General features: G+C 31.9%; 16 protein-coding genes. 11 read left to right on the top strand and 5 right to left on the bottom strand.

From position 1 onward, the window contains the following. Positions 1 to 94: 94 nt before the first annotated feature. Genes R2808_RS01610 through R2808_RS01620 form a run of 3 tightly spaced genes read right to left on the bottom strand, consistent with a single transcriptional unit; the run spans position 95 to position 1,919 of the window. Positions 95 to 667, bottom strand: a complete 573-nt coding sequence (locus R2808_RS01610) for a PhnA domain-containing protein (protein ID WP_371269186.1) — start codon at positions 665 to 667, stop codon at positions 95 to 97. Beyond that, complete coding sequence (locus tag R2808_RS01615; protein ID WP_371269187.1) at positions 667 to 1,158, bottom strand: DUF6646 family protein; 492 nt, start codon at positions 1,156 to 1,158, stop codon at positions 667 to 669. The genes R2808_RS01610 and R2808_RS01615 overlap by 1 nt, the downstream gene beginning before the upstream one ends. 35 nt (positions 1,159 to 1,193) lie before the next feature. Continuing rightward, complete coding sequence (locus R2808_RS01620) at positions 1,194 to 1,919, bottom strand: metallophosphoesterase family protein (RefSeq protein WP_371269188.1); 726 nt, start codon at positions 1,917 to 1,919, stop codon at positions 1,194 to 1,196. A 144-nt stretch (positions 1,920 to 2,063) separates the two neighbouring features. On the opposite strand from R2808_RS01620, the gene R2808_RS01625 reads away from it, so the two are divergent. The 5 genes from R2808_RS01625 (at position 2,064) to R2808_RS01645 (ending at position 5,588) form a co-directional block, all read left to right on the top strand. Continuing rightward, positions 2,064 to 2,306 (top strand): hypothetical protein, encoded by a 243-nt coding sequence (locus R2808_RS01625; protein ID WP_371269189.1) that lies wholly within the window; start codon positions 2,064 to 2,066, stop codon positions 2,304 to 2,306. A gap of 32 nt (positions 2,307 to 2,338) precedes the next feature. Then, a complete protein-coding gene (locus tag R2808_RS01630; RefSeq protein ID WP_371269190.1) occupies positions 2,339 to 2,521 on the top strand; it encodes a hypothetical protein in 183 nt (60 codons plus the stop codon). Between the two features lie 40 nt (positions 2,522 to 2,561). Then, entirely contained in the window at positions 2,562 to 4,583 is a 2,022-nt protein-coding gene (locus tag R2808_RS01635) for an ATP-binding protein (protein WP_371269191.1), read from the top strand. Next, a complete protein-coding gene (locus tag R2808_RS01640; protein ID WP_371269192.1) occupies positions 4,576 to 5,250 on the top strand; it encodes a response regulator in 675 nt (224 codons plus the stop codon). The genes R2808_RS01635 and R2808_RS01640 overlap by 8 nt, the downstream gene beginning before the upstream one ends. A 119-nt stretch (positions 5,251 to 5,369) precedes the next feature. After that, positions 5,370 to 5,588, top strand: coding sequence for a hypothetical protein (locus R2808_RS01645; RefSeq protein WP_371269193.1), 219 nt, complete (start codon positions 5,370 to 5,372; stop codon positions 5,586 to 5,588). Here the strand turns inward: R2808_RS01645 and R2808_RS01650 are convergent. Then, positions 5,585 to 6,724: an ATP-binding protein gene (locus R2808_RS01650; RefSeq protein ID WP_371269194.1), complete on the bottom strand. Its 1,140-nt coding sequence runs from the start codon at positions 6,722 to 6,724 to the stop codon at positions 5,585 to 5,587. The two genes, R2808_RS01645 and R2808_RS01650, sit on opposite strands and share 4 nt — an antisense overlap. A 22-nt stretch (positions 6,725 to 6,746) precedes the next feature. Next, positions 6,747 to 7,610 carry an aldo/keto reductase family oxidoreductase gene (locus R2808_RS01655; protein ID WP_371269195.1) on the bottom strand — a complete coding sequence of 288 codons (864 nt, stop codon included), beginning with the start codon at positions 7,608 to 7,610 and terminating at the stop codon, positions 6,747 to 6,749. Positions 7,611 to 7,787: 177 nt separating this feature from the next. Here R2808_RS01655 and R2808_RS01660 point away from each other — a divergent pair, with 177 nt between their 5' ends. The 6 genes from R2808_RS01660 (at position 7,788) to R2808_RS01685 (ending at position 14,361) form a co-directional block, all read left to right on the top strand. After that, entirely contained in the window at positions 7,788 to 8,792 is a 1,005-nt protein-coding gene (locus R2808_RS01660) for an AAA family ATPase (protein ID WP_371269196.1), read from the top strand. An 87-nt stretch (positions 8,793 to 8,879) separates the two neighbouring features. After that, positions 8,880 to 9,746, top strand: a complete 867-nt coding sequence (locus tag R2808_RS01665; RefSeq protein ID WP_371269197.1) for a DUF58 domain-containing protein — start codon at positions 8,880 to 8,882, stop codon at positions 9,744 to 9,746. 38 nt (positions 9,747 to 9,784) lie between these two features. Continuing rightward, positions 9,785 to 11,455, top strand: coding sequence for a BatD family protein (locus R2808_RS01670; protein WP_371269198.1), 1,671 nt, complete (start codon positions 9,785 to 9,787; stop codon positions 11,453 to 11,455). Then, positions 11,448 to 12,452 (top strand): VWA domain-containing protein, encoded by a 1,005-nt coding sequence (locus R2808_RS01675; RefSeq protein ID WP_371269199.1) that lies wholly within the window; start codon positions 11,448 to 11,450, stop codon positions 12,450 to 12,452. The genes R2808_RS01670 and R2808_RS01675 overlap by 8 nt, the downstream gene beginning before the upstream one ends. 10 nt (positions 12,453 to 12,462) lie before the next feature. After that, complete coding sequence (locus R2808_RS01680) at positions 12,463 to 13,497, top strand: VWA domain-containing protein (protein WP_371269200.1); 1,035 nt, start codon at positions 12,463 to 12,465, stop codon at positions 13,495 to 13,497. 63 nt (positions 13,498 to 13,560) lie between these two features. Then, positions 13,561 to 14,361 carry a tetratricopeptide repeat protein gene (locus tag R2808_RS01685; RefSeq protein ID WP_371269201.1) on the top strand — a complete coding sequence of 267 codons (801 nt, stop codon included), beginning with the start codon at positions 13,561 to 13,563 and terminating at the stop codon, positions 14,359 to 14,361. Positions 14,362 to 14,444 lie beyond the last annotated feature (83 nt).

Consider the following 14,444-nt stretch of genomic DNA (forward strand, 5'->3'; position numbering starts at 1 on the left):
ACGTATCGAGAACTTTTTTTCATGATTTTTCGATACAATTTTTTTAAAATTTACTCGAAGTGGCTCATTTTCAAATTATGAAATCAACAAAACGTTACTTCGTTTTCTTTACATATTGTGTTAAAATAACAATATGTTGTCCTTCTACACGCCCTTCAATTTGTTCGGCGTTGTCCCAAACTACTTTAATATTATGAACCGCAGCTCCACGTTTAGCCGTAAAATTAGCGCCTTTCACATCTAAATCTTTTATTAAAACAACCGAATCGCCATCTTGTAAAATATTTCCATTAGAATCTTTGTGTATAATTTTACCGTCGCCTTCATCGCCTTCGCCAGTTGCTTTTGCCCATTCTAAAGCTTCTTCATCAAGATACATCATATCTAATAAATCGTGCTTTTTTAAACGCGTTAGCATACGCCAAGCTACAATTTGAACGGGAAGATTTTCATTCCACATACTATCGTTTAAACAGTGCCAATGTGTAGCATCGGTTTCTTCTGGGTTTTCAATTTGGTTTACACAATTTTTGCACGCTAAAATACTATTTTCTAAACTTTCATGCTCGTGTGGTGGAATTACATATACTTGTAAATCGTGTTCGTAACCACATAGTTCACACTTCGAATTGCTACGGTCTTTTAATTTCTTTTCAATTACACTCATTACAGGTTAAAACTTGCTCCAATTGAAAAATTGAATTGGTTATTATATTTTTCCCATCCTACAACATCACTATCGTAAGAAGCAATAGGAAATTGTGCTTCAGCGAAAACTCCAAAGCCTTCGGTAAAAAAGTAACGTGTTCCTATATGTCCGCCAAAGTTTTTTAAACTTAAACTTAAACCAGGATACACATCAAATTTGTCTTCTATTCCAAAAACATCGGCAATATTAGCATTAAAGCGGGCTTTTAAATCGTAACGGTCTATAAAATCGGGTTTTTCTCCTGCTACTTTTTCAATTCCTAAAAGATAACCCGTTACTACACCTACCGAAAAATTAGTACCCAAACCGTAATCGTAAGTAAGTACAACACCAGTTCCGTGATCTTGTAAGTTAGCACCAACTTGAAATTTTTGATCTCCTTTGCCCGTAAAAATTTGGGCATTTACAACAGCGCTAAAAAAAAGCACTACTAAAACTATTTTTTTCATTTTGAATTAATTTTAAGCAAATATATAAATATCCTTTAATTTCTGCCTTTTTCATTAGGATATAGTTTAGGTAAGGCTTCGCTTTGCCAATACATTTTACTATCAATATCCATTATACTTAGTTTGCCTTTAAATGCAGCACCCGTATCAATATTCCAAATATTTGCGGCTTGTACAGGAATTTCTTTTTCTATTCGGGTAACTGGAGTGTGCCCAATGTAAATTTCTTTATAATGTTTTAATCGGCTTGGATATAAAATATCATTTTCATTGAGGTTTGGGTTTAGCGCAATTGCCATTTCCCAAAGCGAACGATCCCAATAAAACATAGGTTTAAAATATTCGTAAGCAACACCTTTACTATTGGTAAAACCAGCATGAATAAACAATCGGTTTTCTTCATCGAGATAATAGTTTTGTAAATTTTCTAAAAACGAAATATGGTGTTGTTTTTTTTCTTCCGATACGTTTTGGTAAGCAGCAAGCGTTGCTTCGCCACCGTGTAAAAACCATTCTTCTTTGTAAGTATTTGTTTTTAAGTATTGTAATAGTAAATCGTCGTGGTTTCCTCTTAAAAAAATACAGTTTTGCGCGGTTTGTAAATCAATTAAAAAATCGAGCACTTGTGGCGATTCACTCCAGCCATCTACATAATCGCCAAGAAAAATAATAGTGTCATCGCTTGTTACACTTGCTTTTTCAAGTATTTGAACTAATGCTTTTAAGCCACCATGAATATCGCCAACAACAAATTTTTTCATATAAAATTTTAACATTTTTTACAGAAAATCTGTAATGCCATTATAAAAAACCTTTTTATTTTTGAAAAATTATCTGCAATACAGCTGATTATGAGCTATATTGCGGGTTCAAATTTATTAATAACATTTTTAAAAAACACTATCATGAAAAAAACTATTTTATTTTTAAGCGTATTATCTTTTGGTTTAGTAACAGTTTCTTGCTCAACAGACGAGTACGATTTACAAGAAAAAAGCATTGAAATGGAAAGAACACAAACATTAAAAGGTGTAAACCAACTAAATGTAATTACGGCAGAACAAATAGAATATACCGCTACTACAGCAGTGCCAACAAATGATGCAACTCAAGGAAACCCTGTAAGCCCAGGAACTAAAAAAGATTAATTACAACACACTAATAATTAAAATATAGCAAGATGAAAAACACAGCCATATCATTCGGAATAGTATTTATATACTTAATGCTTTTTTTGTTTAAAATAGCAAAACCAGCACAAACAACAACACAAATAGATTTGAATAAAAACTATAGCGTTCAGTCTGAAAAAACGGTAATAGTATCGGAACGATTACCTATTGTAATGACTAAAAAGGACTAAAATTGTATTTTTACGTTTTTAAAATTATAAAAAAACGCATTTGAAAAACGTAGTTTTAGTTTTTGTAGCATTTCTTGTACTGGCTTCTTGTAACAAAGAAAAAACAGTTAACCACAATACGAATAAGTTAGAATTTTATTTTAACGAAGTCTATAATGTGGATTTGTCGCCACAAGAAAAATTACAAAAACTCGATTCGGCAGTTGTTCTAGTTAATCAAATTAGCGATAGCGATTCGTTAAAAATTAAAAACTTATTTAAAGTTTCAAACCGTTATTTTCAACTTTTTAAGTTTGAAAATTACAAACAAACCACACAACAAATTTTGCGCTTAGCTACACAACAAAATGATAGTGTGGCGCTGGCAAAAGCCAATTATTATTTGGGCGATTACTACTTTTCGAAAACCCAAAATGATAGTGCTTACTATTATTATTTAAATTCAGATAAAATTTATCAAAAACTTGGCATTAAAGATTTTAATTCGGGCAATGCTGTTTTACACAAAGCCTATGTATTGCTTTACGAAAAAGACTATATAGGCAGCGAAAACGAGGCAATAAACGCACTTAATATAGCACGAGAAATAGAAGACAACGAATTAATTTATGAATGTTACTCGCATTTGGCGCTAACATTAACAGAATCAAAAGATTATAGCAAAGGATTAGAATATAACTTTAAAGCTTTGTACCAAATAGATAAAGTTGATCTTAAAAATTATATATCAATATATAAAGCGCATACTAATAATAGTATTGGTAACATTTATTTAAAAACAAATAATTTTGAAGAGGCAAAAAAATATTTTTCAAATGGTTTAAAAATAAAAAAAATTAGAACTTTACAGCCTGTTGTTTTCGCATCGCTTCTCGATTATTATGCCTATGCCAATTTTAAAACCAACCAACCTTGTATAAACGACTTTAAAGAAGCCTTAGCGGTTAGAGATAGCATTAACGATGTTAATGGTAAAATAAATAGTCGCATACACATTGCCGAGTATTTTTTAGAAAACAAAGACACGGCACAAGCGTTTAAATACAACAACGAAGCTTATACATTAGCCAAAAAAGCAAATTACAACCAAGACGTATTAACTACCTTAAATTTATTTACAGAAATAGCGCCTAAAGAAGGTTTACAATACGCAAAAGAATACATAAAATTAACCGATAGTTTACAAGAGCAAGAACGAAATTCTAGAAATAAATTTGCCAGAATAGAGTATGAAACCGACGAAATAATTGGTGAAAAAAAAGCACTTTCAGAAGAAAAAACCAGAATACTTTTAGGTTCAGTAGGTACTATATTTATTGTTATTTTATTATATGTTGTGCTATACCAGCAAAGCAAACAAAAAGAAATAAAATTGGTTAACGAACAACAACGAATAAATGAAAACATTTATCAATTAATGCTTAATCAGCAAACAAAACTAGAAGAAGTAAGAACTTTAGAGAAAAAACGAATAGCGCGAGAACTTCACGATGGTATAATGAATAAACTAAGCAGTATTCGGTTTAATTTATTCGCCTTAAGTAGAAATCCAGACCAAGTTACTATAGAAAAAAGTCTTCGGCATATAGAAGAACTCCATAATGTAGAAAAAGAAATACGAATTATATCGCACGATTTATCCAACGATGTTTTCGATACCAACAAAAACTTTCGTTTTGTTTTAGAAGAATTATTAAGACAACAACAAAAAGCATATAAAACAGATTGTAATTACTATATAAGCGAGGAAATTCCGTGGGAAAGCATAGCCACAAAAGTAAAATTAAACCTATACAGAATTTTACAAGAATCGTTAAACAATATTAACAAGCACGCAAACGCTACAAAAATTACAATTGACATTTCAATTTTTAATACTAAATTAGCGGTTACAATTATAGACAACGGAAAAGGGTTTGATACGCACAAAGTTAAAAAAGGAATTGGTATTCAAAACATGAATGAAAGAGCCAAAGATTGTAACGTAGAACTAATTATTAACTCTGAAATAGGAAAAGGCACTACTATAAAATTATTATTTGAAATAGTAAATAATGAGTAAAACACTAAAAATATTAATGATTGATGATCACCCAATGATTATAGAAGGGTATAAAAGTATATTATCATTCAATAGTTTAGGGTATCAAATAGAAACTACTGATGCTCTAAACTGTAAAGACGCATACAACATTATTTCAGAAATAAAATCGCCAGAAGATTTCGATTTGGTTTTTCTCGATTTAAGTTTGCCGCCTTACGAAGAAAAAGGAATTCATTCAGGAGAAGATTTAGCGTTGTTATTACGAAAAAAATGTAGAGAACTAAAAATAATAATACTTACCTCGCACGCCGAAGGGTTTCTTTTATACAACTTAAAGAAAAAAGTGAATCCAGAAGGATTACTCGTAAAAAGCGATTTTTCGGCAGAAGATTTACTAGTCGCTTTTGAAAAAATTATTGAAGGTGAAATTTACGAAACAAAAACCGTTACCGAAGCAATAGAGGAAATAGCAAACTCAGGTAAAAATACACTTTTAGACGAAATAAACCGCGAAATAATAGTGCTGCTTTCAAAAGGAGTGCTCACAAAAAGCCTTCCAGCACATTTTAATTTAAGCATTAGCACTATCGATAAACGCAAAGCACAAATACGCGAATACTTTTTATTAGAAAAAGGAACAGACGAAGACATTGTTAACGAAGCCAGAAAACACGGATTTATCTAAAAAAAATTCACAAAAACTTTAACATTTTTTACAGATTTTCTGTAAACACGCAACAGCAATTGTGCTGTAAATTTACATAATCAAATTAACCGTTATTTAGTAACAAAAAAAAGGAGATTATGAAACAGTTTGCATTAACAATTGGGACTCTACTATCGTTAACCTTAATTTGGATAGCTATTGTATTAAACACAGCCTATTATTTTGATGGCGTTATGGATAAACTGGTTTTAATAAACCCTACCTTGCAGTTTAGAACAATTTATGTATTAGGCGTTGTTTTAATTGTGTCATACACGTATATTTTGGTATCAAAGAAAACAAGTGCATACCTTTAGTTGTATTTCATTTTACGCAAAACCCGCATAACATCTTTAAACGACTGATAAACCAAGCTGTTTTCAAAAGATTTTAACTGTGGTTTTGCCTCAATAAGTTTTTGTTTCGAATCCTCAAATCCATTTAAATAACAAATCATTAAAGCCGAAGGTAGTTGTTCTATCTCGGCTTTTTCTCTTTCCGTTAAATACTGATTGGTTTCTAGTTTTTTCAACAAACTCAAATTAGCATTGTAAATATGATGCAATAGTTTTCGATTATATTGCGGCGGATTAAACAGCATTTCACTTTCTATTTTATAATAGCCATTATCAAAAAAGGTAATAACTACTTTTTCTAAAGGATAATAAGTCGTTTTATCGTTAATACCAAGAGCCACATACTCGGTTATCGTAAACGAATTTTCATCAAAGTAAATAACGACATCATCTTGAGCCGAATAAAATAGTTTTACCTGTTCGTTTATTAGCTCAATATCAACTCGAGAATAATACGTAATTCCTTTAACTTTTTTTGTAATTCCTGCCCAGCAAACCACAAACAATTCTTTAAAAACCTCATAGTTATAATCTAAGTTTTGATGTCTGTTTTGAATAAAATCTAAAACGCCCTCAAGGGTGTGTTTTATGCTGTTTCGCGAGTTGTTTTCAATACTAATTACTGTTTCTGTATTTAGTTTAGAATATTGTATTTTACCTGCAACAGGAGTAGAATTACTACCAATTCTTACAAACCCAGTGTTTGCCGAAATGGTATGTATTCCTTTTCTAAAAAAAGAGGCTTTACTCTTGGGTTTTATAGTTACCAAACCCACCACTTTCGATTTTTCTAAATTCGGAAACGGAATGTTCTCATACTGAATTTTAGGCGGATTTTCTAAGTAAGCGTTTACTAAGTTTTGTATGCGACTATCATCAAAAAAATCATCGCCCACAATTTCGTTGGTTTCATCTTCAACACCCACTAAAATATACGCATTATTCGCAGGATTAGAGTTAGACAAAGCGCAAATATGTTTTAAAAACTTTGCTTTTCCTTCTTTTGTATGAAGGTTTAGTTGCCGTTTTTTATCATAAAACGAATTTTCATCATGATGAGCCAATAAATTTTTTATAAGTAAACGTTTATTAATCATGCTTTTAAATGCTTTTGCTAATTTAAGGCACTTTATGTCCCATACTTGTTGTCCAAATTTTAAACCAATCGTCTAATTCTAAAGTAAATTTTTCTAATTTTTGTAACAATTTTATTCGGTTTTCATCTGTTGTTCCCACAACAGGAAGCACACCAGAAGGATGTTGTTGAATCCATTTTAAAAGCAACAAATCTGCTGAAACTTCATATTTTATAAACAAATCGGCTAATAGCAACTTTAGGCGATTGGTTTGTTCGGTTTCTTCTTTAAAAATTGAACCTAACGGATTCCACGCCATTGGTAAAATAGTATGGGCTTGCATATAATCGAGTTGCCCATCTGTTAAGGGTTTGTAATGTGTTGCCGAAAATTGAATTTGATTAATTTCTATTTCAACATATTTTTGTAAAACATCAATTTGTTGAGGTAAAAAATTAGAAACGCCAAAATGTTTTATCTTTCTTTTTTCCTTTAAAATTGATACTGCTTCGGCAACTTCCTCGGTATTTAAAAGTGGACTTGGGCGATGTAATAAAAGCGCATCTAAATAATCGGTTTGTAAATTTTTTAAACTTTCATCTACACTCCATAGAATATAATCTTTAGAATAATCATAATGTTTTATAGAATAATTTCGTTTTTTACACGGATACTTAATGCCGCACTTCGAAATTAATTGAATATTTTCTCGCTTAATAGAAGTTTGTAGCAATGCTTTTCCAAAATGTTCTTCTGTAGTATAGCCGCCATAAATATCGGCATGATCAAAAGTTGTAATATTGTTTTCAAGAAACAAATGAAGGCGTTTTTGCATTTCCAAAGAGTTGAGGTTTTTACCGCCAACACCCCAGTTCATAACTCCCGCAATAATAGAAGAAAAGATCATATAGATTGTTTGGTTTTATAAAAATTTCTTAAAATTATAAAAAGAAAATCACAAATGTTGTAAGATATTGTACGAACCTTCTATTTTTAACGCTATATTAACACCATAGTCGCAAATAAATTTTCAATTTTGAAATGTTAAAATAATTTTCAATTTTTGACAAACAAAAACAACAAAATGGAAGAAAATACAACTACAATAGACATTAGAGCTATTAATGAAAAAATAGAACGCGAAAGTGCATTTGTAGATTTGCTTACAATGGAAATGAACAAAGTTATTGTAGGGCAAAAGCAAATGATTGAACGTTTGTTGATTGGTCTTTTAGGGCAAGGTCATATTTTGTTAGAAGGCGTGCCTGGTTTAGCAAAAACCTTGGCAATTAACACATTATCGCAAGCAGTGCACGGGTCGTTTAGTCGTATTCAATTTACGCCCGATTTATTGCCTGCCGATGTTGTAGGAACGATGATTTACAACATTAAAGCGAATGATTTTTCGATAAAGAAAGGGCCAATTTTTGCCAATTTCGTTTTAGCCGATGAAATTAACCGTGCGCCAGCAAAAGTGCAATCGGCGTTGCTCGAAGCCATGCAAGAAAAACAAGTAACCATTGGCGATGAAACGTTTAGGCTAGACAAACCTTTTTTGGTAATGGCAACACAAAATCCTGTAGAACAAGAAGGAACATACCCATTACCAGAAGCGCAAGTCGATCGTTTTATGTTGAAAGTAGTTATTGATTACCCTAAAATGGAAGACGAACGTTTGGTAATTCGTCAAAATTTACAAGGTGCTTTCGAAAAAGTAAACCAAGTGGTTTCTTTAGAGCAAATTTTAAGAGCACAACAAGCCGTTCGTGAAGTTTATATGGACGAAAAAATTGAAAAATACATTTTAGATATTATTTTCGCTACGCGTTATCCAGAAAAATATAATCTTGAAAACTTAAAAGGATTAATCAGTTTTGGAGCATCTCCTCGTGGTAGTATTAACTTGGCAACAGCAGCAAAATGCTATGCGTTTATTAAGCGTAGAGGTTATGTAATTCCAGAAGACGTTCGTGCTGTAGTGCACGATGTACTACGCCATAGAATTGGTATTACTTACGAAGCCGAAGCCGAAAATATCACTTCAGAAGAAATCATCAACAAAATTGTTAATCAAGTTGAAGTGCCATAATAAAGTCTAAAGCCAAATGTCAAAAGTCAAAAGAATTAATTTCAAACGACTTTTTACTTTCGACTTTTTACTTTAAGACTAAAAAAAATGGATACTAAAGAAATTTTAAAGAAAGTACGAAAAATCGAAATAAAAACCCGAAGATTAAGTGATCATATCTTTTCGGGCGAATACCATACATCGTTTAAAGGACGTGGTATGACGTTTTCTGAAGTACGCCAATACCAATATGGCGACGACGTTCGGGCAATCGATTGGAACGTAACAGCGCGTTATAACGAACCGTATATAAAAGTATTCGAAGAAGAACGGGAGCTAACGATGATGTTGCTAGTCGATTGTAGTGGTTCGGAAAGTTTTGGCACGCAAAATCAGCTAAAAAGTGAAGTAATTACCGAAATTGCGGCTACTTTAGCTTTTTCTTCTACACAAAACAACGATAAAGTAGGATTAATTCTTTTTTCCGATGAAATAGAGTTGTTTATTCCGCCTAAAAAAGGAAAATCGCACGTATTGCGAATTATTCGCGAGTTAATAGAATTTCAACCGAAAAGTAAAAAAACCGATATTGCACAAGCATTAAAATTTTTATCGAGTGTTATGAAGAAAAAAGCAATTGTGTTTTTAATTTCTGATTTTATGTCGAAAGATTATGAGCACACCTTAAAAATTGCTTCCAAAAAACACGATGTAACAGGAATTAGGGTTTTTGATAAACGCGAAGAAAGCCTGCCAAACATTGGTTTAGTAAACATGCTCGATTCTGAAACTGGAAATACAATGCTAGTAAATACGTCATCAAAATCGGTAAGAAGAAATTACGAAGAACATTACCATAACAATGTAAAATATTTTAGTTATGTTTTTTCAAAATGTGGTGCAGGCACTATAAGTTCTAGGGTTGATGAAAGTTACGTAACCAAACTATTAGGATACTTTAAAGCTAGAAATTAATTTAGAGAAATTAGAAAAAAGATAAAAGGAGAAAGGCAATGAAACTAAATAAAGATTTCAAAAGTATTATTCTAATTAACACAACTTTGTTCCATCGAGAGAAGTCGAGATGTCTAATAATTTTATTCTTCTTAATAAATACATTTTCATTTTCACAATCGATAACATCTTCAATCGATTCAACAGCAATTAAAATTGGTTCACAATTTAATTTAACGATAAAAGCCAATGTAAAACCAACCGATAGAGTTTCCTTTCCCGAAGGACAAATGTTTGGTGCTTTAGAAGTATTAGAATCAAACCCAATTGACACGATAAAAAGCGAAGGAAAATTTGAATTGATAAAAAAATACGGATTAACACAATTCGATTCTGGTCGTTATACCATTCCGCCACTAAGTGTAATCATTAATGAAAAAGCAATAAAAACCGATTCGTTTGCTATTGTTGTTAATAATATTGTGGTCGATACTACAAAACAACAAATGTACGATATAAAACCTATTGTTTCGGTTGAGAAACCTACAAATTACTGGTGGTTGTGGATATTGTTGGTTTTTTTAGTCGCTTGTATTTTAGGCTACGGGCTATATTATTTTATAAAGAAAAACCAAAAAAAACAAAACGAAAAAGAAGCCATTTTATATGCTTCTCCCATTGAAAAAGCATTAACACAACTACAAGAATTAGAACAAAAACAATTGTGGCAAAAAGGAGAAACAAAAGCCTATTATTCGGAACTTACCGATATTACTAGAACCTATATTGAAGAAGAAGTAGAAGTGCCAGCCATGGAAAGTACATCTTCAGAATTATACGATGCTTTAGTTGTAGCAATTAAAAACAAAAAAATTAAACTAAGCCGACAAACACTCGACCAATTTAAAAAAGTAATGGCAACCGCCGATTTGGTTAAGTTTGCAAAATCGAAACCGCTTGACTTTGAAATTGAAACAGACAAAAAAACAATTGACACCTTTTTAATGTCGTTAGATAAAGCGATTCCACGAACCGAAGACGAGTCTGAAAATTTGTTTGCAGAAGAGTTAAAAAGAAAAAGAGCAAAAAAACAAAAACTACAGCGTATTTTAATTCCACTTTCGGCAGTTGCTATGTTGTTAGGAGTTGTGGCAGTTTTCTTTTTGGTAACACAAGGCACAAGTTATCTTCGCGATAAATTTATTGGAAACAGCACAGCGTCGTTATTAGAAAACGAATGGATAACTTCCGATTATGGCGATCCAGCTATTGTTATTACAACACCAAAAGTTTTAATACGCGAAGCAAACAACAAAAACAGCTTTTTAAATATTAACCGTTTTATTTTGGCAGATAGTACTTCTAAAGTATCTATAGATGTTACTGTTTTAAAACAAGAAAAAAGCGAAATAAGTTTGCCAATTTCCTTAGAAATGCTTTCCAAAGAATTTTTAGCACAATTAATAAAAGGATTAAATGCCGTAAATGTTTTGCCAAAAGAGGAAGATTTTACCATTGAAAACGAAAAAATTGAAGGTAAAAAATTAACAGGAAGTTTTGGTATAACAGGAGATACTAGCAGTTATAAATTTACAGCACTGTTCTTAAAACAAGAAGCAGGCATACATAAAGTAGTAATTATTGTGCCAGACGATGAAAATGCAGAAGCTATAATGACAAGAGTAGAACAATCTATAAAATTAAAACAAACAGTTCCAAATAATGAATAACATAACCTTTTTACATCCCGAATTTTTCTGGTTGTTTTTGGTACTACCATTAGCAATAGCTTGGTATATTTGGAAGCGAAATCAACAAACGGCAACATTAAAAATAAGCGAAACAAAAGCGTTTAAAAGCACATCAATACTACCCAAGTTAAAACCATTATTGTTTGTATTGCGTTTACTAGCATTAAGTGCCTTAATTGTAGCATTGGCACGACCAAGAACTGTAGCGGTAACGGCAAAATCTAAAACTACTCGTGGTATCGATATTGTTATGGCTATAGATGTTTCAGGCAGTATGCTCGCTAGAGATTTAAAACCCGATAGATTAGAAGCATTAAAACGAGTTGCCTCAAAATTTATTCAAGATAGAGTAAACGACCGTATTGGACTAGTGGTTTATGCTGGCGAAAGTTATACACGAACGCCCGTTACTTCAGATAAAACCATGGTACAACATTCGTTAGAAACCATACAATACGACGATAGTATTTTGCAAGACGGAACAGGAATTGGCGTTGGTTTAGCCACAGCAATTAATCGGTTAAAAGAAAGCAAAGCAAAAAGCCGCGTAATTATTCTATTAACCGATGGTGTAAACAATTCAGGAACTATAGACCCGCGTATGGCTGCCAGTATCGCAAAAGAATACGGAATTAAAGTATATACTATTGGAATAGGAACAAACGGAACAGCCGCATTTCCTGTAGGCAAAAACCCTACAACAGGTCAGTTTGTTTTTAGAAATATGCCCGTAGAAATAGATGAGGCTTTAATGAAAGAAATAGCAAAAACAACAGATGGTAAATACTTTAGAGCAACGAGCAACAAAAAACTAGAAGAAATTTATACCGAAATAAACAAATTAGAAACAACCGAAATTCAAGAGCAAAAGTATTTTAATTATGACGAAAAATTTAAGTTTTGGGTGTTTTTAGCTTTAGGCTTTTTAATGTTCGAAATACTGTTGCGCCAAACAGTTTTTAGAAGTTTTATTTAAGAATTTAAAAATGTATCAACTAGAAGAACCAAAATATTTATATCTTTTACTACTTGTTGTAGCATTAACAATATTGTTTTTATTTCAATTGTTTTGGAAACGAAAAAAACAACGCGAATTTGCTAACGACAACCTATTAAAAAAATTAGCACCTAATACATCGTTTTTTAAATTTACTTTAAAATTTGTAGTAGTTGCTTTAGCCTTAATTGCTATTATTATTGCATTGGTTAATCCAAAAATTGGAACCAAAATGGAAACGGTAAAACGACAAGGAATCGATATTGTTTTTGCCGTTGATATTTCTAAAAGTATGCTCGCAGAAGACGTTGCCCCTAATCGATTAGAAAAAGCTAAACAAATAGTAAATCAAATTATTAACAACTTAGGAAACGACAGAATTGGCATTGTGGGCTATGCTGGTAGTGCTTATCCGGTTTTACCAATGACAACCGATTATAGCATAGCTAAAATGTATTTACAAAACATGAATACAAATATGGTTTCATCGCAAGGAACAGCGCTAAACGACGCTATTCGATTAGCCTCGCAAAGTTTTGATGCAGACGACACCAGCAAACTTATTGTTTTAGTTTCCGATGGAGAAGATCATGGAGAAGGCGCTGAAGAAGCCAGTAAAATTGCACAAGAATTGGGTATAAAAATTATTACTATAGGTGTAGGAACAATAAACGGAGGAATAATACCAATAAAAAAAATAAACGGTCAAGTTACCGAATATAAAAAAGACAAAGACGGTGAAACCGTAATTACAAAACTTAATAAAGATACACTCGAAAATATTGCTAATGAAGCAAATGGTGGTTATATCGAAGGGAAATCGACTAAAGAAGTAATAGAAAAAATAAAAAATGCTTTAGATAATATCGAAAAAACAGAATTCGAAACCCAGCAAGTTGCCGAATATCAAACACAATACCAATGGTTTATTGGCATTGCTTTTGCATTATTGTTATTAGATGTATTCTTTTTAGAAAGAAAAACAGCGTGGTTACAAAAACTAAATTTATTTAACGAAAAATAATATCAATCTTTGTCTTTCCGAACTTGTTTCGGAATTTAAAAAACATAGTTTTAGATAAATAAAATGAACAAAATAACAACATATCTGGTTTTTTTAATTACAACTTTAATTTTTGCCCAAAACAAAGATCAAAATTTGTATAACGGAACAGTTGCATTCGATAAGAAAAAGTATATCGATGCAGAAGCCGATTTTAGAATAGCACAATCCAATAATTTAGAAAAAAAAGCTATTTCAGATTATAATTTAGGCAACAGTATTTACCGTCAAAACAAACCAGGCGAAGCAAAATATAAATATCTCAATTCAATAGAAGTTGCAAAAACGAAAGAAGAAAAACACAAAGCGTACCATAACTTGGGCAATACTTTTATGCAAGAAGAAAACTATCAAGCAGCTGTAGAAGCCTATAAAAATGCACTGCGAAACAATCCTTACGACGAAGAAACACGTTATAACTACGCATTGGCTAAACAAAAATTAAAAGAAAATCCGCCACAAGGAAACGACAACCAAGATAAAAAAGGCGGAAACGATAAAAACGACCAACAAAACCAAAATCAAGACAAAGATAAAGGCGACAATCAAGATAAGCAAGACAAAGGCAACGACCAAGATAAAAAAGAAAACGATAAAGGCAATAACGAAAAAGACAAACAAGATAAAGGTAACGACAAAGAGGATAAAGGAGAAGGCGATGACAAAGAAGATAAACAAAACTCACAACCTAAACCAAGCGGAGCCAACAAACAACAAATAGAAAACTTATTAGATGCTGTAAATAATGCCGAAAAGAAAATTCAAGATAAAATAAATGCAAAAAAAGTAAAAGCACAACCGGTAACTAACGATAAAGATTGGTAACACATTTTTTGTCATTCTGAACTCGTTTAGCTACGCTGAATCGTTGATTTCGGAATCTCAAAACGAAGTTAAGAATCTAAATA

Source organism: Flavobacterium sp. (assembly GCF_041392005.1).
Taxonomy (GTDB): domain Bacteria; phylum Bacteroidota; class Bacteroidia; order Flavobacteriales; family Flavobacteriaceae; genus Flavobacterium.

Excerpts from the sequence above, each read along its gene's own strand:
- R2808_RS01610 (WP_371269186.1), bottom strand. The coding sequence starts at position 667 with ATGAGTGTAATTGAAAAGAAATTAAAAGACCGTAGCAATTCGAAGTGT.
- R2808_RS01615 (WP_371269187.1), bottom strand. The coding sequence starts at position 1,158 with ATGAAAAAAATAGTTTTAGTAGTGCTTTTTTTTAGCGCTGTTGTAAAT.
- R2808_RS01620 (WP_371269188.1), bottom strand. The coding sequence starts at position 1,919 with ATGAAAAAATTTGTTGTTGGCGATATTCATGGTGGCTTAAAAGCATTA.
- R2808_RS01625 (WP_371269189.1), top strand. The coding sequence starts at position 2,064 with ATGAAAAAAACTATTTTATTTTTAAGCGTATTATCTTTTGGTTTAGTA.
- R2808_RS01630 (WP_371269190.1), top strand. The coding sequence starts at position 2,339 with ATGAAAAACACAGCCATATCATTCGGAATAGTATTTATATACTTAATG.
- R2808_RS01640 (WP_371269192.1), top strand. The coding sequence starts at position 4,576 with ATGAGTAAAACACTAAAAATATTAATGATTGATGATCACCCAATGATT.
- R2808_RS01645 (WP_371269193.1), top strand. The coding sequence starts at position 5,370 with ATGAAACAGTTTGCATTAACAATTGGGACTCTACTATCGTTAACCTTA.
- R2808_RS01650 (WP_371269194.1), bottom strand. The coding sequence starts at position 6,724 with ATGATTAATAAACGTTTACTTATAAAAAATTTATTGGCTCATCATGAT.
- R2808_RS01655 (WP_371269195.1), bottom strand. The coding sequence starts at position 7,610 with ATGATCTTTTCTTCTATTATTGCGGGAGTTATGAACTGGGGTGTTGGC.
- R2808_RS01660 (WP_371269196.1), top strand. The coding sequence starts at position 7,788 with ATGGAAGAAAATACAACTACAATAGACATTAGAGCTATTAATGAAAAA.
- R2808_RS01665 (WP_371269197.1), top strand. The coding sequence starts at position 8,880 with ATGGATACTAAAGAAATTTTAAAGAAAGTACGAAAAATCGAAATAAAA.
- R2808_RS01670 (WP_371269198.1), top strand. The coding sequence starts at position 9,785 with ATGAAACTAAATAAAGATTTCAAAAGTATTATTCTAATTAACACAACT.
- R2808_RS01675 (WP_371269199.1), top strand. The coding sequence starts at position 11,448 with ATGAATAACATAACCTTTTTACATCCCGAATTTTTCTGGTTGTTTTTG.
- R2808_RS01680 (WP_371269200.1), top strand. The coding sequence starts at position 12,463 with ATGTATCAACTAGAAGAACCAAAATATTTATATCTTTTACTACTTGTT.
- R2808_RS01685 (WP_371269201.1), top strand. The coding sequence starts at position 13,561 with ATGAACAAAATAACAACATATCTGGTTTTTTTAATTACAACTTTAATT.